We start from the raw sequence: 20,413 nt of genomic DNA, 5'->3' as shown, positions 1-20,413 counted from the left end.
ACTTAAAATAACTTCCCGCTTTCTATAATAGCATGTCCATTTCGTTTATAAGTAACCTTGGTGCCGTTTGCACAAAAATGATACACGGCTTTTACTTTTTGTTCGGAAACTGACAGCAAAATAACATCTTCTACATTACAATCGTAATCTTTTGCTACTTTCTTTTTTACATCATCCATCATGGCCCGCCCTTTTTTTAATTGCGATTGAATTTTGCTATTAAGTGCTGGCTCCACAAAATCTTGTGCTAGGTTACATCTTTTATCGGTGGCTGCTACAAGCTTTTCCTCATCAATATATTCCCAAGTAAAATCTGCTTTTAACCAAACGCGTCTACCTTCTTCGGTTTTTACAATATGGTTGTTTTGGGAAAAACTTATATATGAGATAAAAAACAATAGAAGTAAAAAAAGGGTTTTCATAATATTTAAGAATAGCATGTTATATATTCCAAAAGTACAAATTTTGCATACATTTGTTTTATGAAAGATGAACATATCATTATTTCTGAAAGAAATAGACCTTATTGGCAAATACCTATTGCTTCTTTAATCTTTACATCAGCAATCGGTCTTTTAATATTTTATCTTTACAAAACTGATTGGAGTGATGATCATCTTTTAGACTTAGGTCACAATATTAAATCAGTAATTTATTTATTTGCTTTTGGTGTCGTTTTTTGTTACCAAAAAAGTGTTTATATAGACACTAAAAAATCAAAATTTAGACAAACCTTTGAAGTAGGCCCTATTAAATTAGGCGAATGGAAAACCATTACCAATTTAGAATATGTTTCGCTTTTTCATGAACCTCTCGCTGATGGTAACAAAATTTATGAAATTAATTTATGGTATGAAAAGAACAAGCATTGGGAACTTTACGAAGAGTACGACTATGCTGAAGCTTTTAAAATAGGTTTCAAACTTTCTGAACAACTAAATATTGATTTTTTAGATGCAACAGTACCTAATAATTATAAATGGATAGACAAAAAAGCCTCTAAAGAATCTGGCAAAGTTAAATACTTCGATTAACTTTATGAAACTCCCTAAAAAACTTCAACAAAAACTCGAAAACCGAAAAGAAACCAATGCTTTACGAAAACTTGGAACTGTTTCTAATTTAGTTGATTTTTCATCGAACGACTATTTAGGTTTTTCTAAAAACGACACTATTTTTAATAATGCTCATGATTTTTTAATAGGTCATAATATAAAGCAAAATGGGGCAACAGGTTCTCGATTATTATCGGGAAACCATCCGTTATTCAATACTGTTGAAACTGCTTTGTCAGAATTCCACAACAGTGAATCTGCCTTAATTTTCAATTCGGGGTACGATGCTAATGTTGGGTTCTTTTCTAGTGTACCGCAACGCGGTAATGTTATATTATATGATGAATATATTCACGCCTCTATTAGAGATGGGGTACAATTATCTAATTCTAAGGCTTATAAGTTTAAACATAATGATTTAGACGATTTGAAAAGTCACCTCGAGCGCGGTCGAGAGGTCTCAAAAGATATTGATATATATATCGTTACCGAATCTGTTTTCTCTATGGATGGCACTTCTCCCAATTTGGTTAAACTAGCTCAAATCTGTAAAAAGCACAATGCTTATTTAATTGTAGACGAAGCACATGCCGTTGGTGTTTTTGGTGAACGTGGTGTTGGACTTGTTCAAGAATTAAATTTAGAAAAAGACGTGTTTGCGCGTTTAGTAACCTTTGGAAAAGCCATGGGTTGCCACGGTGCCGCTATTTTAGGAAGCGACCATTTAAAACAATATTTAGTGAATTTTGCTAGAAGTTTTATTTATACTACCGCACTATCCCCTCATTCTTTAGCCACTATTCAAGCTAGTTATAACGAATTATTTATCTCTAAAAGCAAACAAAAACTTCATCAAAACATTCTGCTTTTCAAAGAAGAAATAAAAAACAATAACCTTCAAAATTTATTTATTGAAAGTAATTCCCCAATTCATTGTTGTTTGGTTTCAGGTAATGAACGTGTGAAAGAAGTTGCACAAAAACTTCAAGTCCAAGGTTATGATGTAAAACCCATTTTATCGCCAACAGTTCCGGCAGGACAAGAGCGCTTACGTTTTTGTTTGCATGCCTTCAATTGTGAAGAAGAAATAACAAAAGTGTTAAAACTACTTGCTACTTTTGTAAAATGACAACATACTTCATAACAGGAATATCCACCGATGTTGGTAAAACCGTAGCTTCTGCTATTTTAGTTGAAGCTTTAGAAGCCGATTATTGGAAACCCATTCAAGCAGGCGAATTAGATAATTGCGACACTAAAAAAGTTAAAAGTTTAGTTTCAAATTCTAAATCAAAATTTCACCCGAATGCGTTTGCCCTAAAAACGCCTATGAGTCCGCATGCAGCAGCAGATATTGATGGTATTTCCATAGATATCAAAGAAATTAAAGCTCCAAAAACCAAAAATAATTTGGTGATAGAAGGAGCTGGCGGGTTGTTAGTGCCTATAAATAACACACAAACAGTTTTTGATTTAATACAACCCGATTATAAAGTTATTGTAGTGTCTAGACATTATTTAGGAAGCATTAACCATACACTTTTAACGATAAATCTATTAAAAGAAAAAGGTTTTGATGTTGCCATAATTTTTAGTGGTAATGAGCATAAAACCACCGAAACGATTATCAAAAAAATGACAAACATTCCCGTTATTTACAGAATTGATGAAGAGCCTTATTTTGATAAAAATGTGATTATGGCGTATGCTGAGGAATTCCTGCAAAAGCAGGAATCTCATAATTTCTTTAAAGATTAAATTTGGAACATTAAAAACGAGATTTCCGCTTTTGTGGAAATAAAAAATATGACATTAAAAGACCGCGATAAAAAACACCTTTGGCACCCATTAACGCAACACAAATTGCATCCAGACACCATTGCCATAACCAAAGCTAAAGGTTGTGTTTTAACAGACGAAAACGGTAACGAATACATAGACGCCATTGCCTCTTGGTACACCTGCATGTACGGACATTGTAACGACAATATTACCAGCAAAGTTTCAGCCCAAATGCAGCAACTAGACCAAGTAGTATTTAGCGGATTTACCCACAAACCTGCCATAGAATTATCAGAAGCGCTTATTAAAATTCTTCCACAAAACCAGAATAAAATATTCTTTAGCGATAATGGTTCTACATCGGTTGAAATTGGAATTAAAATGGCATTGCAGTATCATTTTAATAAAGGTGAAAAACGTAACACTTTAATTGCTTTTGAAGATGGATTTCATGGTGACACGTTTGGTGCTATGAGTGTTTCAGGGTTATCGGTTTATAATGGCCCGTTTGAAGATTTTTTTTTAGATGTAAAACGGATTCCCACACCTAATAGCGAAAACCTTGAGGCTATTTTAAACACATTAAAATCAATTGTTGAAACCAATAAAGTAGCCGGATTTGTTTACGAACCTTTGGTACAAGGTGCTGCCGCCATGAAAATGCACAACCCTGATGGTTTAAATGCAATACTCAAATTTTGTAAAGCCCATAATATCATCACCGTTGCCGATGAAGTTATGACTGGTTTTGGTAAAACCGGAAAACATTTCGCGTCACTTCACATAGAAACCAACCCCGATATTATTTGCTTAAGCAAAGCCTTAACCGGTGGTTTGCTGCCAATGGCAATAACTAGTTGTTCACAAAATATTTACGACGCTTTTTATAGCGACGATATAAGCAAAGGTTTATTTCATGGGCATACCTATTCGGCAAATCCGTTGGCATGTACTGCTGCTTTAGCAAGTATTGAATTATTGCTATCAGCAGACATACAAAACAACATACAACGTGTTATAGCTTCACACGAAGTATTCAACCAACATATTAAAAATCACCCCAAAGTAAAAGCAACCCGTCAAACAGGCGTTATTTTTGCACTCGATTTAAATACAGAAATGGCGCGTTACGGTAATCTTCGCGACAAACTATTCAAGTTTTTTATGGATAATGGTGTATTTTTACGTCCACTTGGAAACACCATTTACATTCAAGCACCATATGTTATTACAAAAAAACAGCTAGAAAAAGTTTATAAAACTATTGAAGACGCTTTAAAAATTATTTAGGGCGTTACCACAAGGGTCGCGCTTTCGCAAGTCGCACTCTGCGAGGTGCTCCAACAATTGCTCTATCGCTAACGCAAAAGTGCCAAACAAAGTATGAAATAAAAACAAGAACACGTACTTTTGCCTATAAACCAACAAACTTGCACAAACCAATCTCCATAACGGCTATCGCTTCTATTTCACCACTTGGCACATCACTAAGTGAGGCATGGAACAGTTATAAAAATCCACAGCATCATATTTCAGAAAAAACGTTTCAAAATATAACAGCCTTGGTATCACAAATCCCTGTATCGGCAAAACAAGCTATTGAAACTTTAAAACAATCTGATAATAAATACAAATCGTTAGACGACACCGTTTTATACGCCATTTATGCCTCCAGACAAGCTGTTAAAAATGCAGGTTGGAAGGGTTCAGATAATTTTGGCATCAACATAGGTTCCTCACGTGGTGCTACCCAACTTTTTGAATCCTATTACGACGATTTTTTAAAAAATAATAAAGCACAAACCTTAAGTTCACCCACTACAACGCTGGGAAATATTTCTTCTTGGGTCGCTCACGATTTGCAAACCGAAGGGCCTGAAATAAGTCATTCCATAACCTGCTCCACCGCTTTACACGCCATGTTAAATGGCATTGCATGGATTAATTCTGGTATGTGTACTAAATTTTTGGTTGGTGGTAGCGAAGCACCTTTAACAGCATTTACCATTGCCCAAATGAAAGCTTTAAAAGTTTATGCTAAAACGCCAAGTCTCCTCGAGCGCAATCGAGAGGTCTCAAAAGGTCTCGACTACGCTCGACCTGACAACAGTAATTACTTCCCATGTCGGGCTTTAGACCTTGACAAAACCAAAAACTCCATGGTTTTAGGCGAAGGTGCCTCCATGGCTTGTTTAGAAACTGGAGAAACAAAAAATGCCCTTGCCACTATTAAAGGCTTTGGATATGCAACCGAAATTTTAGAGCATAATATTTCCATTTCCAGTGATGCTGTTTGTTTTCAAAAATCGATGCAAATGGCATTAAAAAATACAAATCCAGACGATGTTGATGTTATTGTTATGCACGCTCCTGGTACTATAAAAGGCGATTTATCTGAATATAATGCGATAAATAAAATATTCAGCAACAAAACACCTGCACTCACTACTAATAAATGGAAAGTAGGACATAGTTTTGGTGCTTCTGGTATGCTAAGTATTGAAATGGCTGTTTTAATGCTTAAACACCAAGAGTTTATTGGAGTTCCTTATTTAGAAAAATATAAAACACCACACCAAATTAAAAACATCCTTATCAATGCCGTGGGGTTTGGCGGTAATGCGGTGTCGATTTTACTTTCAAAATAATGTTGTAAAATCATAAAAAGGTTTTATATTTCATAAATTTCTAAACGTTTTAATTATGACCGATTGGTTTTTTAATTTGGAATTATTTCCAAAAATATATTGGAGCATTGCGCTTTTAGGCTCTTTAATTTTTATCATCATGATGGCTTTAACCTTTCTAGGTGGTGAAACAGACAACCTAGATACCGATACCGAAATAGAATCGGATACAGGCATGGGCTTTCAATTTATAACCTTTAAAAATCTTATTGGTTTCTTTACCTTATTTGGTTGGAGTGGCGTAGCTTGTATTGATGCTGGTTTATCAAAACCGTTAACTATTGTCATTTCTTTGGTTTGTGGATTAATTATGATGACCATTATGGCAGCTATGTTTTACTACATGCGAAAACTTAACGACAGCGGTACTTTAAATTTTAAAAATGCTGTTGGATCTGTAGGTGAAGTGTACTTAACTATAGGTGCAAACAGATCTTCCATGGGAAAAGTACATATTAAAATACAAGGTGCTTTACGCGAATTGGAAGCACTAACCGATGCTGATACCAACTTAAAATCATCAGCTGTTATTAAAGTAAAAGACGTTACAGAAAACGGAATATTAATTGTTGAACTATTAACCAAATAACCATGACCTTATTAATAACTCAAGCCTCTAATTTTGGCTTACCAGTAGCAATTATTTTTGCTGTATTATTTGTTTTTATATTTTTTATTGTTTTAGTAAGGCGCTACAAACGTTGTCCTTCCGATAGGATTTTAGTGGTGTATGGTAAAGTTGGCGGTGGGCAATCGGCAAAATGTATTCATGGTGGTGCTGCCTTTATTGTACCTGTTATTCAAGATTATCAGTTTTTAGATTTAACGCCTATTTCAATAGAGGTTAATTTGGTTAACGCCTTAAGTAAGCAAAACATTCGTGTAAATGTACCCTCTCGTTTTACTATTGGTATTTCAACCGAACCTGGCATCATGCAAAATGCTGCCGAAAGGTTGTTAGGTTTGGGGCAAAACGAAATTCAAGAATTGGCGCAAGAAATCATATTTGGTCAGTTGCGTTTAGTGGTGGCTTCTATGGATATTGAGGAAATCAATTCCGATCGCGATAAATTTTTAACCAATATTTCTGAAAGCGTAGAATCGGAGCTTAAAAAAGTAGGTTTAAAACTAATCAACGTTAATATTACAGATATTGTTGACGAATCTGGATACATTCAAGCATTAGGAAAAGAAGCGGCGGCTCATGCTATCAATGCAGCCAGAAAATCGGTGGCTGAAAAAACCAGAGATGGTTCTATTGGTGAAGCCAATGCGGTACAAGATGAACGCACACAGGTAGCAGAATTACATGCTAAAGCAAAGATTGGTGAAGCCAATGCGATGCAAAATGAAAGAACTCAAATTGCTGCAGCAAATGCATTAGCCATGATTGGTGAAGCTAACGCAAGCCAAAATGAACGCGTACAAACAGCAAGTGCCATTGCCAAAGCTAAAATTGGTGAAGCTGAGGCTTTAAAGGAAGAAAGAATTAAAACATCTGAAGCCAATGCACGCGCTATTGATGGAGAAAATATAGCTAAAATTTCGATTGCAGAATCGGATGCTTTAAGAAGAGAGCGCGAAGCAGAAGCAGAAAAAAGAGCTATCGCTTCTGAAAAAGTACAAGCTGCAAAAGCATTGGAAGAAGCCTATGCTGCTGAAAAAATGGCGGAAATTGCCAGAGCTGAACGTGTACGTTCTACACAATTAGCAGATATTGTTGTTCCTGCTGAAATTGACAAAAGAAAAGTAGAGATTGATGCAGAAGCCGAAGCTGAAAATATTAGAAGAATAGCAAAAGGACAAGCCGATGCTATTTTATTGAAAGCACAAGCAGAAGCACAAGGTTTATATGAAGTATTAACCAAACAAGCTGCTGGTTTAGACCAAATTGTTAAGGCGGCAGGAAACAATTCTAAAGATGCAGTGTTATTATTAATCGCCGATAAATTACCTGAACTGGTAAGAATACAGGCTGAAGCCATTAAAAACATTAAAATTGATAAAGTAACTGTTTGGGAAAATGGTAGTGGAAAAGATGGAAAATCATCTACAGCTAATTTCCTTTCGGGCATGTACCAATCGGTACCACCACTACAGGAAATGTTTAATATGGCGGGAATGGAATTACCTGAATACTTAAAAGGTAAAGATTTAAAAGACAAAAATACCGAAATTATAAAGCCAACACCTAAAAAAGATGTTGATAAACCTGAGGATAAAAAATAAGATAAAATTCCACCGCAAGGTGGAATTTTTTACTTTTACATATATTTGCATCATATGAGCGAGACAAGACACAACTGGACTAAAGAACAAATTTTAGAAATATACAATAAGCCGTTAATGGAACTGCTTTACGAAGCCGCCACCATTCACCGTTTACACCACGACCCAAATACAGTACAAGTTTCTACTTTATTATCTATTAAAACAGGCGGATGTCCTGAGGATTGTGGCTATTGCCCACAAGCAGCACGTTACCATACCAATGTTGAAGGAAACGATTTAATGAGTGTACAGCAAGTAAAAGCACAAGCATTGCGTGCTAAATCTAGCGGAAGCTCACGTGTGTGTATGGGTGCTGCTTGGCGTAATGTAAAAGATGGTGAAGAGTTTGACCAAGTGTTAGAAATGGTACGTACCATTAACAAGTTAGACATGGAAGTGTGTTGTACTTTGGGCATGATTACCGAAAACCAAGCACAACGTTTAGCCGAAGCTGGTTTATATGCCTACAACCATAATTTAGATTCATCTGAAGAATATTATAAAGAAGTCATTTCTACCCGTGGTTTTGAAGACCGCTTGCAGACTATCGATAACGTTCGAAAAACCAATGTAACCGTTTGTAGTGGTGGTATTATTGGTATGGGCGAAAAAATTGAAGACAGAGCTGGTATGCTGGTGGCGCTTTCTACATTAAATCCGCAACCAGAATCGGTGCCAATCAATGCATTGGTAGCTGTTGAAGGCACGCCACTTGAAGACCAAGAACCTATTTCCATTTGGGACATGATTCGTATGGTAGCCACTACCCGTATTGTAATGCCAGAAACCCAAGTACGTTTAAGTGCCGGTAGAACACAAATGACTCGTGAAGGGCAAGCCATGTGCTTTTTTGCTGGTGCAAACTCTATTTTTGCTGGCGATAAGTTATTAACTACACCAAACCCCGATGTAAACGAAGACATGAAAATGTTTGAATTATTAGGGTTGAATCCGCAAAAGCCATTTATTAAAAAAATGCAGCCGCAAACGGTAGAAGCATCAGAATCTCAATACCAAGCATTGGGAGAAAAACCAAAATGGAGCAGACCAGAACATAAAATTGAGCGAAACGAAGTTGCAAAAGCGAAAGCTACTAAGTAACCGTTATTCCATTAAAAGGCAACTAACACTATTATACTTAAAAAAACAAAACCCCTTACTATTTGTTTAGTAAGGGGTTATTAATTTAATTAATTCAAGTTATTGAAATTATATGTAAATTGAAGCAATGAAAAAAATCAAAATTTAATTTGTAACTAATATGAAATGGAAAGGCAAAAGGCAAAGTTCCAATGTAGAAGATCGCAGAGGGCAAAGTAGTCCTAGACAAGGAATAGGAGGATTTAACCCTGCTTTGTTAACACCTTTAATTAGAATTCTTTTTTCTAAAGTTGGACTTTTTATTGTAGGTGCATTTTTGGTGATTTCTTTAATTATGGGTAAAAACCCATTAAGTTTAATAAGTCAGTTGTTAAGTGGTGGGTCTTTAACCGAATCTTCTGCACCTTATACACCAAGTGCTAAAGATGAAGAATTAGCACAATTTTCTTCAACCATTTTAGCGAACACAGAAGATGTTTGGAAAAAACTTTTAAAGAATTATAGAGAGCCTACATTAGTGTTATTCAACGGTTCGGTGTCTTCGGCTTGTGGGTCGGCTTCAAGTGCTACTGGCCCCTTTTATTGCCCAGGTGATGAAAAATTGTATTTAGATTTAAGTTTTTTTGATGATATGGCACGCCGTATGAATGCTCCAGGAGATTTTGCTCAAGCCTACGTCATTGCTCATGAAGTTGGGCATCATATACAAAGAATTACGGGTGTTACCGATAAGATGAACCGTTTAAGAGGACAAGTAAGCGAGGTAGAATATAATAAATACTCGGTGCGATTAGAACTTCAGGCAGATTTTTTAGCGGGCGTGTGGGCGCACCATTCGCAAGCCATGGCAGGTATGATGGAATCTGGCGATCTTGAAGAAGCTTTAAATGCAGCCAATGCCATAGGTGATGATAGACTGCAAAAACAATCTACAGGTAGGGTAGTTCCCGATTCGTTTACGCATGGCACTTCGGCACAGCGTATGCGATGGTTTAAAAAAGGTTTTGAAACGGGCGATTTATCGCAAGGTGATACGTTTAGTGCTACTTCGTTGTAACAATTATTTCTTGAAATATTTAGATTTACTCTGTTTTCTAATACTTACGATTAAGTTGGAGCTTAGCGTATCCGGTGGAAAAAATGCTTCTATAACAGGTAATAAATTATGGCAATAGTTTAATAAAAATTGATTATGGATTTAGGTAAAAAGATGTTTTTTTGTATGTTTTCTGGGCAAGAATCTAAAGAGATAATTTTAAAATCTAATTTTAATGACGATTTTTTCGATGTAAAACTGGGTATTGTTGATTATGATCACCCTATTAAAACAAATGTTAAATTTGGTAATAGATTTTATGATGTTTTGTTTTTTGATGATGGGGTAAATATTGTAGTTTCAAAGAGATTATTTACATTATTAAAAACAAATGAAATAACAGGGTGGAAAACCTATCCGTTGAATATTAAAAATGTTCACGAAAATTATTATGGTTTTCAAATTGTTGGTAGGTGCGGAAAGTTAATGGAGCCAAAAAACGAAGGATTTTATAAAGGATATAAATTTGATGTTGAAACATGGGATTTTTCAGATTTTTTTTCACCTAAAGATACAAGTCTAGTATTTGTTAATCAAAAGTTAAAAGAATTATTTGTTGAAAATGAGATTACAAATATCCATTTGGTTAATATAAAAGATGTTGAAGCTTATACAGATGGCTTATAATCCGCGTTAGGGATAGCAGTGAAAAGCCCATAGCGAGGTACGAGCGAGGACTTGTAACGAATAGCCCGACCCCTTTTTGGGGTAACGCCCAATTAAGTATAAAAAGAGTTGTTGTTCGAATGAGATTGCCACAACTTAAAGGTTTCGCAATGACGTATAAAAACAAAAAAAGCCTCACTAAACAAATAGTAAGGCTTTTTCGAATTATTTAATTTGATTACCATCTTTATCAAAAAAATGATATTCTAAATACGTGTAAGCATCTCTTGGTAAAACTTTAACCCATTTTTTGTGTTCAAAAAACCATTTTGAACGTGTTGATGGAAAACCTTTTGTTAAAAAGGCTGCTATAAAAGGATGTGTGTTTAAAGTCAGCTTTTTATAGTCTTTTTTTAATAGTTGTTCTAGGTCGTGGTTTATTTTTTGCACGATTCCTATAGGGGCTTCAACCTCAGAACCATTACTTATATCATCCGGATTTTCTTCCTTAGTTTTAATGTTCATTTCTGGGCGAACGCGTTGTCTTGTAATTTGTATCAAACCAAATTTACTTGGTGGCAATATTTTGTGTTTAGCGCGATCATCGCTCATTTCGTCGCGAAGATGGTTAAACAGCTGCTGCCTATGTTCAGCACTTTTCATGTCAATAAAATCTACTACGATGATGCCGCCCATATCACGTAATCGTAATTGGCGCGCCATTTCGGTAGCAGCTATTAAATTAACTTCTAATGCTGTATCCTCTTGGTTATTGGCTTTGTTAGACCGGTTTCCACTGTTTACGTCTATAACGTGAAGTGCTTCGGTGTGCTCTATAATTAGATATGCACCTTTTGACATAGAAACGGTTTTACCAAAGGAGGTTTTTATTTGTCTTTCAATCCCGTATTTTTCAAAAATGGGAACGTTAGACTGATACAATTTTACTATTGATTCTTTGTTTGGTGCAATTTCTTGCACATAATCTTTAATTTGAATGTAAAGCGCTTCATCATCTACATGAATAGCAGTAAAGGTATCATTAAATATGTCTCGTAAAATTGACGAGGCTTTATTCATTTCTCCTAATACTTTGCTTGGATGATGTGCTTTGTGTAGCTTTTTACACATTGCCGTCCAACGACTAAGCAAATTTTGTAAATCTCTATCTAGTTCAGCTACTTTTTTGCCTTGTGCTACAGTGCGTACAATAATGCCAAACCCCGGTGGCGTAATGCTTTTCACCAATCGTTTTAGTCGGTCTTTTTCATCTTTGTCTTCTATTTTTTGAGAAATAGAAATACGGTTAGAAAAAGGTACTAAAACAATATATCTACCAGCAATAGAAAGCTCTGAGCTTATTCTAGGGCCTTTGGTTGATATGGGTTCTTTTACTATTTGTACCAATAGCGATTGATTTGATTTTAAGGCGTCAATAATTTTGCCGTCTTTATCAATATCTTTTTCAAATGGGAAATTTTTTAAAGTAAAATCTTTTAGTTTACCTGTGCTTACACTTTTTGTGAATTTTAAAAGGGAAGGTAGTTTTGGTCCTAAATCTTGATAATGCAAAAATGCATCTTTTTCATACCCTACATTAACAAATGCAGCATTTAGTCCAGGAACAGCTTTTCTTATTTTGGCTATAAACACATCACCAACCGAAAAGTTATTACCATCTTCGTCTTTCTGTAATTCAATAAGTTTTCCATCTTTTAATAAGGCAAAATCAACGTGCTCGGAACTAGATCGAATAATCAATTCTTTATCCATTAAGTTAATTTTTATCCATACGTCTAAGTTGTAAAGTTGAAAGTTGTAAAGTTGTAAAGTTGTAAGAGCGTTAAGATAAAATACTTAACAAAAAAACAACCAACGACTAACAACTAACAGCTAACGACTTAACTGTACAGATGGATTAAACAATATTTTTTCACAGGATTTTAATATCCGTGGAGTTCAGAAACACTAAAAGTGTCTAAAAATTTAATGAACTCATTTCAAAGAACTTTGTTGTTTTAAACCGAAAAAAGTAGTTTATATAACTACTTTTTAAGGCTTATTTTTTCTTTTTGTGACGGTTAGCACGTGCACGTTTTTTTCTTTTGTGCGTTGCTACCTTATGTCTCTTACGTTTTTTACCACTTGGCATAAATAGTGTTTTTTTTTGATTAATAATTTATCTAATGCTGAAACAAGTTCCAGCCAATGCGTTTTATTTAACGTCTACATTTGTTTTAACGCCTTCAACAAAAACTTTTGCTGGCTTAAATGCAGGGATATTGTGAGATGGTATTTTTATGGTAGTATTTTTTGAAATGTTTCTACCAGTTTTTTCAGCTCTTGTTTTAATAATAAAGCTACCAAAACCTCTTAAGTAAACATTATCACCACTTTCTAAAGAAGATTTTACTTCTTCCATAAATGTTTCAACAGTTGCTTGAACATCACCTTTTTCAATTCCTAATTTGTCAGAAATTTTTGCTACTATATCAGCCTTAGTCATTTTAATATATTTTTTTAAGTTACTATAAATTTTAAAAGGGATGCAAATATAGGAATTTAAAATTCAATATTTCAAACCTAATTCATTAAAATTTAAGATTATAAACGTTTATTTTTGTTCGAAGCATTTATTTAATTAATGATATTTTCAAAAACTTTAAACAACTGGTATTCAACTAATAAGCGAGATCTCCCTTGGAGACAAACAAAAGACCCTTATTCCATTTGGCTATCAGAAATTATATTACAGCAAACACAAGTGGCTCAAGGCTTGCCATATTACAGCAAATTTGTAGAAGAATTTCCTTCGATTTTTCATTTAGCTAACGCTGAAGAAAGTAGCGTTTTAAAATTATGGCAAGGGTTGGGCTATTATTCAAGAGCCAGAAATTTGCATACCACTGCAAAATATATTGCCCAAGAGCTAAATGGAGAATTCCCCAATACTTATAAGGACTTATTAAAACTAAAAGGTATTGGCGATTATACTGCAAGTGCTATCGCATCTATTTGCTTTAATAAAGTTGAGGCTGTGGTAGATGGTAATGTATATAGGGTTTTGTCGCGTTATTTTGCTATTGATACACCTATTAACTCATCAAAAGGCGCAAAAGAATTTAAACAATTAGCCCAAGAGTTAATTGATAAAAATAATCCGGCCGAGTTTAATCAGGCTATTATGGAATTTGGCGCTACACAATGCAAACCACAAAGCCCTGATTGTTCTGTTTGCCCTTTTAATAAAAGTTGCATGGCTTTTAATACCAATAGAATTAACGAGTTGCCGGTTAAAATTAAATCCGCGAAAGCCAAAAAAAAGTATTTTAATTTTTTGGTGATTATATCTAACAATGAAAGAACCATTTTAGAAAAACGCGAGGGCAAAGGTATTTGGCAAAACTTATATCAATTCCCTTTAATTGAAACAGCGAAAAGTTTAGAGTTTGAAGATTTTAATAAATCCGTTCAAAATCATCATTTATTAAAAGAATCTTCGTTTGAGTTGTCTCTTTATAATGATGATGTTATTATTCATAAATTATCGCATCAACATTTATACACCAAGTTTTGGATTGTAAAAGTTAATGGTTCTTTGAATAACGGAATTCCAATAAATAAAATACACTCATATGCGGTACCTATTTTAATTGGTAATTTTATTGAACGTTTTAATTTTGATTAGTTAATGGTAACAATCAAAATTTTTATTAATTTTAAAAAAACGGAAAGCAAGTATTTAAAATGCAAAGCAATTCAGTAATTTTGCTCTCCTATTAAAAATAGTAATTATGTCTGGAACATTAAATAAAGTGATGCTAATTGGGCATTTGGGCGATGAAGTAAAAATGCATTATTTTGAAGGCGGTGGCTGTATTGGGAGGTTCCCTTTGGCAACAAACGAAACTTACACCAGTAAACAAACCAACGAGCGTGTTTCCAATACCGAATGGCATAACATTGTGGTTAGAAATAAAGGCGCCGAAATTTGCGAAAAGTATTTAAGCAAAGGCGATAAAGTATATATTGAAGGTAGGTTGAAAACCAGAAAATGGCAAGATGAAAGTGGTAACGAACGCTATTCTACTGAAATTCAATGTACAGATTTCACCTTTTTATCTACCAAAAAAGAGAGTGAAGGTAATGCGTCAAATGTTGCAACACCAGCAGCACAAAAACCTGTTGCAAAACAACCTGAAGCTCCGGAACCCATTGGAGGAGAAGAAGATGATGATTTACCATTTTAATAATAAATACCTCAAGATAACGAGGTACTTTGTGTAACTAAAACCATACTACTTGGATCCTGACCCCACGAGTTTTAAAAGTTTGATGATTTCAGTTGATTTTTCAATTGTTTTTGGCGTCGTGTTATTGTTTTTTCTTCTGTTCTGTTCTGCACTTATTTCTGGTGCCGAAGTGGCTCTTTTTTCACTTTCAAGAACTGATATAGAAAAAGGGCTGGAAGCAAAATCGAAACGAATTCAAATAATCACAAGGTTATTAGAGCGCCCTAAAAAGTTATTGGCCACTATATTAGTAGCAAATAACTTTATAAATATTGGCATTGTTATTTTGTTTGCCTATTTAAGTAGCGATTTGTTTTCAGGCGTATCATCACCACTAATCAAATTTGTAATTGAAGTTGTTGTTGTTACCTTCTTAATTTTATTGTTTGGTGAAATTTTACCTAAAATTTACGCCAGCCGTAACAATTTAAAGTTCGCCACCTTTATGGCGTACCCATTAAAAGTTTTAGATGTCTTGCTGTCCCCTTTAAGTTTGCCCATGCGCAGTGTTACCATAGCTATTCATAATAAATTAGGAAAACAAAAATCCAATTTAAGCGTCGATCAGCTATCACAGGCTTTAGAACTTACAAGTGAAGAAGACACCACCAAAGAAGAGCATAAAATACTGCAAGGCATCGTCTCTTTTGGCAACACCGATACTAAACAAGTGATGCGCCCTCGTATCGATATTTTTGCATTAAATATAGAACAGAAATACATCGAAATTTTACCAGAAATAACAAAAAATGGCTATTCGCGTATTCCAGTTTATAAAGACAGTATAGATACTATAAAAGGCATTCTTTATGTGAAAGATTTGCTACCTTACATAGACCGAAAACAATTTGATTGGACCACCTTAATGCGAGAACCCTTTTTTGTGCCCGAAAACAAAAAGCTTGATGATCTAATGGCTGAATTTCAAGAGAAAAAAGTGCATTTAGCAGTTGTGGTTGATGAATATGGCGGAACTTCCGGACTCATTTCTTTAGAAGATATCATTGAGGAAATTGTAGGCGATATAAGTGATGAGTTTGATGATGAAGATTTAACCTATTCTAAATTAGACGACAATAATTTTGTGTTTGAAGGCAAAACGGCCTTAAAAGATTTTTATAAAATTATTAAACTTGAAGACGAAACCATTTTTGAGGGCAATAAAGGTGAAGCCGAAACCATTGCAGGATTTGTTTTAGAAATATCGGGCAGTTTCCCAAAATTAAACAGTAAAATAAATTTTGAAAATTACGTTTTTAAAATTGAATCCTTAGATAAAAAACGGATAAAGCTCGTAAAATTCACTATAACTTAATGAAGCACCATTTTTATTTAGCAGCTATAATTATCATGTGTTTTTCATGTGGTCAAGATTACATTCCAAAACCTAAGGCTTATTTAAGGTTAGATTATCCTAAAGCACAGTATAAAAAAATTAATATAGAAGTCCCTTTTTATTTTGAAACAAACAGCTTAGCCTCTAAAATTAAATATAAAAAGTTAAGAGCAGCGAAAGAAAGTTATGGTATTAATATAGAATATCCAACGCTAAAAGGCACTATTTTTTTAACCTATAAGGCTATAGATGGCGACTCGAAAACCTTAACCGAATATCTTAGAGACGCTCAAAAATTTACTTTAGAGCATACCATTAAAGCAGATGAGATTCCTGTGTTTCCCTATGAAAATAAAGAAAGAAAAGTATACGGTGTGTTTTCTGAAGTAAAAGGGAATGTGGCATCGCCAGCACAATTTTATATTACTGATAGTGTTCAACATTTCTTAGTTGGCTCACTTTATTTTTATGCCAAACCTAATTACGATTCTATTTTACCCGCAGCAAATTATTTGCAAAAAGACATGGTTCAAATTATGGAATCACTTCATTGGAAATAAAAAAGCTCCTTAATTTTTAAACTAAGAAGCTTTTTCTGAAAATGTATTTTATTTCGTTTTTATGCGCTAGCCTTTGTTGCACAACAAGCTTTTTTACATTCACCTGAACAAGCTGTTTTTTCAGCTTCGGTTTTGTTCGTACAACAAGCTTTAGTACAATCTTTATCGCAACTTGTTTTAGTAGAATTAGCACTTTTCATGTTGCTCACTTTGTAAGTGTCAGAAACTTTGGTAACAGTTTTCTCCAATAAAGCAGGCGTTACTTTTGCTTCATCATACTCAACCATGGCTAATTTTTTATCAAAATCAACGGTAGCATATTTCACGCCATCCATTTTAGCAATTTTATTTTCAATAGTTTTTGCACAACCCATAGCACAAGTCATTCCATCAATGGTAAACTCAGCTTTAGCATACGTAGCGTTTGGGTCTATGGTGTTAGCCGTTTCGGTAGCGACGTCAACAGTTTTAACCTCTGGTTTGGTTTCGTTTTTACAATTCATAGCAAACAAAGCTATAACCCCAACCATCAGTATATTTTTTATATATGTCATCATTTCTAGGTATTTAAATTCAAGCAAATTTACTAAATAAAGCCGTTTACTAATTATAAATCTATATTAAAAACACAATAAAATTATTTTTTTACCAAAATTTTCACGAAATTTAATAGCATAAAAACATCAATAGAATAAAATAAACCTATCAAAGCTTATTGATTATAATGATGGATTTATCAACTGAATGTTATTTTCTTAAAAAAACTAAATTTTAACACATGAAAAAAATATCGCTTCCCATTAGGTTTGGATTTGTTACAAGTGCCGTATTAATTGCCTATTTTTTAATTTTAGCATTATTTCATAAGCACATAAACCCGGTATTTAGCTTTTTTAATGCCATTATAACTACTTTTGGAGTTTATGAGGCCATTAGATTAAGCAAACTTGAGAGTCCCGGAACATTTTCTTATGGCGAGGGCTTTAAAACAGGGCTTATTACAGGTTTTGTTGCAACCATACTTTTTACCATTTTCTTCTTATTTTATGCTACAGAATTTAGCCCAGGTTTTTTACCAGAATTACTTAAAGAAATGCATGGTGGTTTAGGGGCCGATGTTGGCTTGGTAACCTTTGTGGTAGCCATTATGGGACTTGCAACTACGGTAGTTGCAACACTTACTGTTATGCAGCTTTTTAAAAACAGTAAAAATCTTGCCTAAAAAAAACAAAACGTTTGCAGATTAATTAATTAGCAGTATATTTGCACCCGCCTTCCGTACAGGTAGGTATATTTTTGAACAAATTAATTAATAAAACGTTACGCTATGTACGCAATTGTAGAGATAGCAGGGCAACAATTTAAAGTTGTTAAAGACCAAAAGGTTTTTGTACACCGTTTACAAACAGAAGAAGGAAAGCAAGTAGCTTTCGATAATGTACTTCTTATTGGTGATGGTGACAATGTAACTGTAGGCGCCCCAGCTATAGACGGAGCTCAAGTAGGAGCAAAAGTCTTAAAGCACCTTAAAGGTGATAAAGTTATAGTTTTCAAAAAGAAAAGACGTAAAGGTTACCGCAAGAAAAACGGTCACCGTCAATCTTTAACTGAAATTGTAATTGAAAGTATTGCTGCTTCTGGAGCTAAAAAAGCCGCCCCAGCTAAAGCAGAGAAAAAAGTTGAAGCTAAAGTTGAAGTTGCTGCACCAAAGGCAGTAAAAACTGAAGCAACTCAAGATTTAAACAGTTTAACTGTTGCTGAATTAAAAGAGATGGCAAAAGCTAAAAATATTGAAGGAATTTCTTCAATGAAAAAAGCTGATTTAATTGCTGCTTTAAGTTAATTTTAAAATATAAAATCGAAATAAAATGGCACATAAAAAAGGAGTCGGAAGTTCGAAAAACGGTAGAGAATCAGAATCAAAACGTTTAGGCGTTAAGATATTTGGTGGTCAAGCTGCAATAGCTGGAAACATTATCGTAAGACAAAGAGGAAACACGCATCACCCAGGTGAAAACGTATATTCTTCAAAAGATCATACATTACACGCCTATGTTGATGGCGTTGTAAAATTCACAAAGAAAAAAGATAACAAATCTTATGTTTCTATTGAGCCTTTCGAGGTTTAAGAACTAATTTTCTTTTAAAAATTTAAACCCTTTCTGGAAACAGAGAGGGTTTTTTATTGGCTTTAATGGAATAATTTACTAACTTAGAGTATTGCATATATAATGCTATATTGTTTCACTTAAATTTGTTGTTATGTTACTCCCATTTAGATCTGAAATTAGAAATTCGCCAACAAGGCAAACCATTAAGATATTTTTGAATGATGAATCTTTAGATGAAAAAATTAAAAATCATCTAGAACATTTTACTGAAATAGAACTTATAGAGATAAATGAGACTGTAGAGCAAAACCATGCCGACGAAAACCTAACCATTTTTTTAAAAGAGGCAGTTGATATTAATCGAATGAAAGCCTCTATCGATTCTAGTTTGTGGTGGTATTTTGAAAAAGATATGGTAGATGAGTAATTAATTATTTTCGCCTACATCTATATAAACCAAAATATCGTTAACACACTTATCCAGTTCAGTTTTAATATCCTTTGCCCAAAACCTAAATACGGTATAGCCCATTTCAATAAGCTGCTGGTTAACCTCATTATCACGCTGCATGTTGCGTTCAATTTTTGGTATCCAAAAACCACGATTGCTTTGTATGGTTTCCTTGCGTTCGTTCCAATTATAACCATGCCAAAATTCGCCGTCAATAAAAACAGCTAACTTGTATTTTTTAATGGAAATATCGGGCTTTCCGGGAAGTGTTTTGTTACTTACCCTGTACCTAACCCCTTTTTTCCAAAGTGCTTTTCTAAAAAGCAGCTCTGGCTTGGTGTTTTTGCCACCAATTTTGCTCATTATTTTTGAGCGCTTTTTAGTGGTGTAAAAACCCGATTCCTCATTAAACCGAGGGACTTTTATTTTATCTTCATTATAAACCATAAAATTTAACAATAAAGAGCGCAGGTTGTAAAATGTGCGGTATCATACAGAAAAACGAAGCTTTAAAAAATTTAACCTTCTAATTGACTGACTTTCAATAAATACTGTTATTTTATAAGTTCGTTAGCCTTATCGTACACCAAATGGGGCTCCCACCCACGGTATAAAAAGTAATCTGTAAACTTCTTTTTTTTCTTAAATTTATTAGGCTCCCTAAGTAAATTCGCTCTTTTTTCGGCTAAGTCATTAAAAAAGTCGATATACTCCCCTTCCGAAATCGTCGCAAGTGCTTGATTTATATTAACTTTGCTTATGTCCTTTTTCTTTAGTTCAAAAGTTAAACGGCGTCGCCCCCAATTCTTAAATTTAAACTTACCGCTTACAAATGTTTTGGCAAAACGTTCTTCGTTTAGAAAGTTATGCTGTAACAGGTGTACCACAATTACATCTATAGCTTCGGGTATCATATACATATCTGTAAGTTTTTGCACTACTTCTTTATGACAACGTTCTTGGTACGCGCAATAATGCTCCAGTTTTTTGGTAGCCTCTTGTACAGTATATGTTTTTTTGGTTTGCTGCATGGTACACCAAAAATAACAATAGAAACAGAAACAA

Annotated in this window: 24 protein-coding genes; 18 read left to right on the top strand and 6 right to left on the bottom strand. The window is 34.2% G+C overall.

From position 1 onward, the window contains the following. Window positions 1-2: 2 nt before the first annotated feature. Window positions 3-422: a DUF3157 family protein gene (locus VP395_RS09540; RefSeq protein ID WP_346241756.1), complete on the bottom strand. Its 420-nt coding sequence runs from the start codon at window positions 420-422 to the stop codon at window positions 3-5. A gap of 60 nt (window positions 423-482) precedes the next feature. On the opposite strand from VP395_RS09540, the gene VP395_RS09535 reads away from it, so the two are divergent. The 10 genes from VP395_RS09535 to VP395_RS09490 all read left to right on the top strand — a co-directional run bounded on the left by VP395_RS09535 (window position 483) and on the right by VP395_RS09490 (window position 10,619). Beyond that, the gene (locus VP395_RS09535) at window positions 483-1,034 is read left to right on the top strand and encodes a hypothetical protein (protein ID WP_346241755.1); all 552 of its coding nucleotides are present in this window, start codon (window positions 483-485) and stop codon (window positions 1,032-1,034) included. A 4-nt stretch (window positions 1,035-1,038) separates the two neighbouring features. Beyond that, the gene (locus tag VP395_RS09530; protein ID WP_346241754.1) at window positions 1,039-2,184 is read left to right on the top strand and encodes an aminotransferase class I/II-fold pyridoxal phosphate-dependent enzyme; all 1,146 of its coding nucleotides are present in this window, start codon (window positions 1,039-1,041) and stop codon (window positions 2,182-2,184) included. Further along, the gene (gene bioD / locus VP395_RS09525) at window positions 2,181-2,813 is read left to right on the top strand and encodes a dethiobiotin synthase (RefSeq protein ID WP_346241753.1); all 633 of its coding nucleotides are present in this window, start codon (window positions 2,181-2,183) and stop codon (window positions 2,811-2,813) included. The genes VP395_RS09530 and bioD overlap by 4 nt, the downstream gene beginning before the upstream one ends. A 48-nt stretch (window positions 2,814-2,861) precedes the next feature. After that, window positions 2,862-4,127: an adenosylmethionine--8-amino-7-oxononanoate transaminase gene (bioA, locus tag VP395_RS09520; protein WP_346241752.1), complete on the top strand. Its 1,266-nt coding sequence runs from the start codon at window positions 2,862-2,864 to the stop codon at window positions 4,125-4,127. A 140-nt stretch (window positions 4,128-4,267) separates the two neighbouring features. Beyond that, window positions 4,268-5,485: a beta-ketoacyl synthase N-terminal-like domain-containing protein gene (locus tag VP395_RS09515; RefSeq protein ID WP_346241751.1), complete on the top strand. Its 1,218-nt coding sequence runs from the start codon at window positions 4,268-4,270 to the stop codon at window positions 5,483-5,485. A 55-nt stretch (window positions 5,486-5,540) separates the two neighbouring features. Then, complete coding sequence (locus VP395_RS09510; RefSeq protein ID WP_346241750.1) at window positions 5,541-6,113, top strand: hypothetical protein; 573 nt, start codon at window positions 5,541-5,543, stop codon at window positions 6,111-6,113. 2 nt (window positions 6,114-6,115) lie between these two features. Then, entirely contained in the window at window positions 6,116-7,753 is a 1,638-nt protein-coding gene (locus VP395_RS09505; RefSeq protein WP_346241749.1) for a flotillin family protein, read from the top strand. Between the two features lie 54 nt (window positions 7,754-7,807). After that, the gene (gene bioB, locus VP395_RS09500) at window positions 7,808-8,896 is read left to right on the top strand and encodes a biotin synthase BioB (protein WP_346241748.1); all 1,089 of its coding nucleotides are present in this window, start codon (window positions 7,808-7,810) and stop codon (window positions 8,894-8,896) included. Window positions 8,897-9,056: 160 nt separating this feature from the next. Then, window positions 9,057-9,953 carry a KPN_02809 family neutral zinc metallopeptidase gene (gene ypfJ / locus VP395_RS09495; protein ID WP_346241747.1) on the top strand — a complete coding sequence of 299 codons (897 nt, stop codon included), beginning with the start codon at window positions 9,057-9,059 and terminating at the stop codon, window positions 9,951-9,953. Between the two features lie 135 nt (window positions 9,954-10,088). Then, window positions 10,089-10,619, top strand: a complete 531-nt coding sequence (locus VP395_RS09490; protein ID WP_346241746.1) for a hypothetical protein — start codon at window positions 10,089-10,091, stop codon at window positions 10,617-10,619. 204 nt (window positions 10,620-10,823) lie between these two features. On the opposite strand, the gene VP395_RS09485 is transcribed toward VP395_RS09490, so the two are convergent. Beyond that, complete coding sequence (locus tag VP395_RS09485; RefSeq protein WP_346241745.1) at window positions 10,824-12,371, bottom strand: Rne/Rng family ribonuclease; 1,548 nt, start codon at window positions 12,369-12,371, stop codon at window positions 10,824-10,826. A gap of 442 nt (window positions 12,372-12,813) precedes the next feature. After that, a complete protein-coding gene (locus VP395_RS09480) occupies window positions 12,814-13,134 on the bottom strand; it encodes an HU family DNA-binding protein (RefSeq protein ID WP_262711322.1) in 321 nt (106 codons plus the stop codon). A 108-nt stretch (window positions 13,135-13,242) separates the two neighbouring features. Between VP395_RS09480 and mutY the strand changes: the two genes are divergently transcribed. From mutY to gldD, 4 genes are all read left to right on the top strand, one after another. Continuing rightward, window positions 13,243-14,286, top strand: coding sequence for an A/G-specific adenine glycosylase (gene mutY, locus VP395_RS09475; RefSeq protein ID WP_346241744.1), 1,044 nt, complete (start codon window positions 13,243-13,245; stop codon window positions 14,284-14,286). Window positions 14,287-14,392: 106 nt separating this feature from the next. Beyond that, window positions 14,393-14,848: a single-stranded DNA-binding protein gene (locus VP395_RS09470; RefSeq protein WP_346241743.1), complete on the top strand. Its 456-nt coding sequence runs from the start codon at window positions 14,393-14,395 to the stop codon at window positions 14,846-14,848. Window positions 14,849-14,900: 52 nt separating this feature from the next. Next, complete coding sequence (locus VP395_RS09465) at window positions 14,901-16,205, top strand: gliding motility-associated protein GldE (protein ID WP_346241742.1); 1,305 nt, start codon at window positions 14,901-14,903, stop codon at window positions 16,203-16,205. Beyond that, window positions 16,205-16,786, top strand: coding sequence for a gliding motility lipoprotein GldD (gene gldD / locus VP395_RS09460; RefSeq protein WP_346241741.1), 582 nt, complete (start codon window positions 16,205-16,207; stop codon window positions 16,784-16,786). The genes VP395_RS09465 and gldD overlap by 1 nt, the downstream gene beginning before the upstream one ends. Before the next feature lie 59 nt (window positions 16,787-16,845). Here gldD and VP395_RS09455 read toward each other — a convergent pair whose 3' ends face one another. Continuing rightward, window positions 16,846-17,343 (bottom strand): heavy-metal-associated domain-containing protein, encoded by a 498-nt coding sequence (locus tag VP395_RS09455; protein ID WP_346241740.1) that lies wholly within the window; start codon window positions 17,341-17,343, stop codon window positions 16,846-16,848. Window positions 17,344-17,564: 221 nt separating this feature from the next. On the opposite strand from VP395_RS09455, the gene VP395_RS09450 reads away from it, so the two are divergent. The 4 genes from VP395_RS09450 to VP395_RS09435 all read left to right on the top strand — a co-directional run bounded on the left by VP395_RS09450 (window position 17,565) and on the right by VP395_RS09435 (window position 19,324). Then, window positions 17,565-18,008: a DUF4199 domain-containing protein gene (locus VP395_RS09450; protein WP_346241739.1), complete on the top strand. Its 444-nt coding sequence runs from the start codon at window positions 17,565-17,567 to the stop codon at window positions 18,006-18,008. A gap of 105 nt (window positions 18,009-18,113) precedes the next feature. Then, the gene (gene rplU / locus VP395_RS09445; RefSeq protein ID WP_346241738.1) at window positions 18,114-18,629 is read left to right on the top strand and encodes a 50S ribosomal protein L21; all 516 of its coding nucleotides are present in this window, start codon (window positions 18,114-18,116) and stop codon (window positions 18,627-18,629) included. 25 nt (window positions 18,630-18,654) lie between these two features. Next, window positions 18,655-18,915: a 50S ribosomal protein L27 gene (gene rpmA, locus VP395_RS09440; protein WP_106660099.1), complete on the top strand. Its 261-nt coding sequence runs from the start codon at window positions 18,655-18,657 to the stop codon at window positions 18,913-18,915. Between the two features lie 133 nt (window positions 18,916-19,048). Beyond that, the gene (locus tag VP395_RS09435; protein ID WP_346241737.1) at window positions 19,049-19,324 is read left to right on the top strand and encodes a hypothetical protein; all 276 of its coding nucleotides are present in this window, start codon (window positions 19,049-19,051) and stop codon (window positions 19,322-19,324) included. On the opposite strand, the gene VP395_RS09430 is transcribed toward VP395_RS09435, so the two are convergent. Together VP395_RS09430 and VP395_RS09425 are read right to left on the bottom strand one after the other, a co-directional pair. Further along, the gene (locus VP395_RS09430) at window positions 19,325-19,795 is read right to left on the bottom strand and encodes a very short patch repair endonuclease (RefSeq protein WP_346241736.1); all 471 of its coding nucleotides are present in this window, start codon (window positions 19,793-19,795) and stop codon (window positions 19,325-19,327) included. It lies immediately after the preceding gene. Between the two features lie 107 nt (window positions 19,796-19,902). Beyond that, entirely contained in the window at window positions 19,903-20,379 is a 477-nt protein-coding gene (locus VP395_RS09425) for a regulatory protein RecX (protein WP_346241735.1), read from the bottom strand. Between the last annotated feature and the right edge of the window lie 34 nt (window positions 20,380-20,413).

Origin of the sequence: Mariniflexile soesokkakense (assembly GCF_039650365.1) — a bacterium.
GTDB classification, from domain to species: Bacteria; Bacteroidota; Bacteroidia; order Flavobacteriales; family Flavobacteriaceae; genus Mariniflexile; species Mariniflexile soesokkakense.
Note: the sequence above shows the minus strand (reverse complement) of the source record. Positions and strands in the feature narration are given on the sequence as shown.

Excerpts from the sequence above, each read along its gene's own strand:
- VP395_RS09540 (WP_346241756.1), bottom strand. The coding sequence starts at position 422 with ATGAAAACCCTTTTTTTACTTCTATTGTTTTTTATCTCATATATAAGT.
- VP395_RS09535 (WP_346241755.1), top strand. The coding sequence starts at position 483 with ATGAAAGATGAACATATCATTATTTCTGAAAGAAATAGACCTTATTGG.
- VP395_RS09530 (WP_346241754.1), top strand. The coding sequence starts at position 1,039 with ATGAAACTCCCTAAAAAACTTCAACAAAAACTCGAAAACCGAAAAGAA.
- bioD (WP_346241753.1), top strand. The coding sequence starts at position 2,181 with ATGACAACATACTTCATAACAGGAATATCCACCGATGTTGGTAAAACC.
- bioA (WP_346241752.1), top strand. The coding sequence starts at position 2,862 with ATGACATTAAAAGACCGCGATAAAAAACACCTTTGGCACCCATTAACG.
- VP395_RS09510 (WP_346241750.1), top strand. The coding sequence starts at position 5,541 with ATGACCGATTGGTTTTTTAATTTGGAATTATTTCCAAAAATATATTGG.
- VP395_RS09505 (WP_346241749.1), top strand. The coding sequence starts at position 6,116 with ATGACCTTATTAATAACTCAAGCCTCTAATTTTGGCTTACCAGTAGCA.
- bioB (WP_346241748.1), top strand. The coding sequence starts at position 7,808 with ATGAGCGAGACAAGACACAACTGGACTAAAGAACAAATTTTAGAAATA.
- ypfJ (WP_346241747.1), top strand. The coding sequence starts at position 9,057 with ATGAAATGGAAAGGCAAAAGGCAAAGTTCCAATGTAGAAGATCGCAGA.
- VP395_RS09490 (WP_346241746.1), top strand. The coding sequence starts at position 10,089 with ATGGATTTAGGTAAAAAGATGTTTTTTTGTATGTTTTCTGGGCAAGAA.
- VP395_RS09485 (WP_346241745.1), bottom strand. The coding sequence starts at position 12,371 with ATGGATAAAGAATTGATTATTCGATCTAGTTCCGAGCACGTTGATTTT.
- mutY (WP_346241744.1), top strand. The coding sequence starts at position 13,243 with ATGATATTTTCAAAAACTTTAAACAACTGGTATTCAACTAATAAGCGA.
- VP395_RS09470 (WP_346241743.1), top strand. The coding sequence starts at position 14,393 with ATGTCTGGAACATTAAATAAAGTGATGCTAATTGGGCATTTGGGCGAT.
- gldD (WP_346241741.1), top strand. The coding sequence starts at position 16,205 with ATGAAGCACCATTTTTATTTAGCAGCTATAATTATCATGTGTTTTTCA.
- VP395_RS09455 (WP_346241740.1), bottom strand. The coding sequence starts at position 17,343 with ATGATGACATATATAAAAAATATACTGATGGTTGGGGTTATAGCTTTG.
- VP395_RS09450 (WP_346241739.1), top strand. The coding sequence starts at position 17,565 with ATGAAAAAAATATCGCTTCCCATTAGGTTTGGATTTGTTACAAGTGCC.
- rplU (WP_346241738.1), top strand. The coding sequence starts at position 18,114 with ATGTACGCAATTGTAGAGATAGCAGGGCAACAATTTAAAGTTGTTAAA.
- rpmA (WP_106660099.1), top strand. The coding sequence starts at position 18,655 with ATGGCACATAAAAAAGGAGTCGGAAGTTCGAAAAACGGTAGAGAATCA.
- VP395_RS09435 (WP_346241737.1), top strand. The coding sequence starts at position 19,049 with ATGTTACTCCCATTTAGATCTGAAATTAGAAATTCGCCAACAAGGCAA.
- VP395_RS09430 (WP_346241736.1), bottom strand. The coding sequence starts at position 19,795 with ATGGTTTATAATGAAGATAAAATAAAAGTCCCTCGGTTTAATGAGGAA.
- VP395_RS09425 (WP_346241735.1), bottom strand. The coding sequence starts at position 20,379 with ATGCAGCAAACCAAAAAAACATATACTGTACAAGAGGCTACCAAAAAA.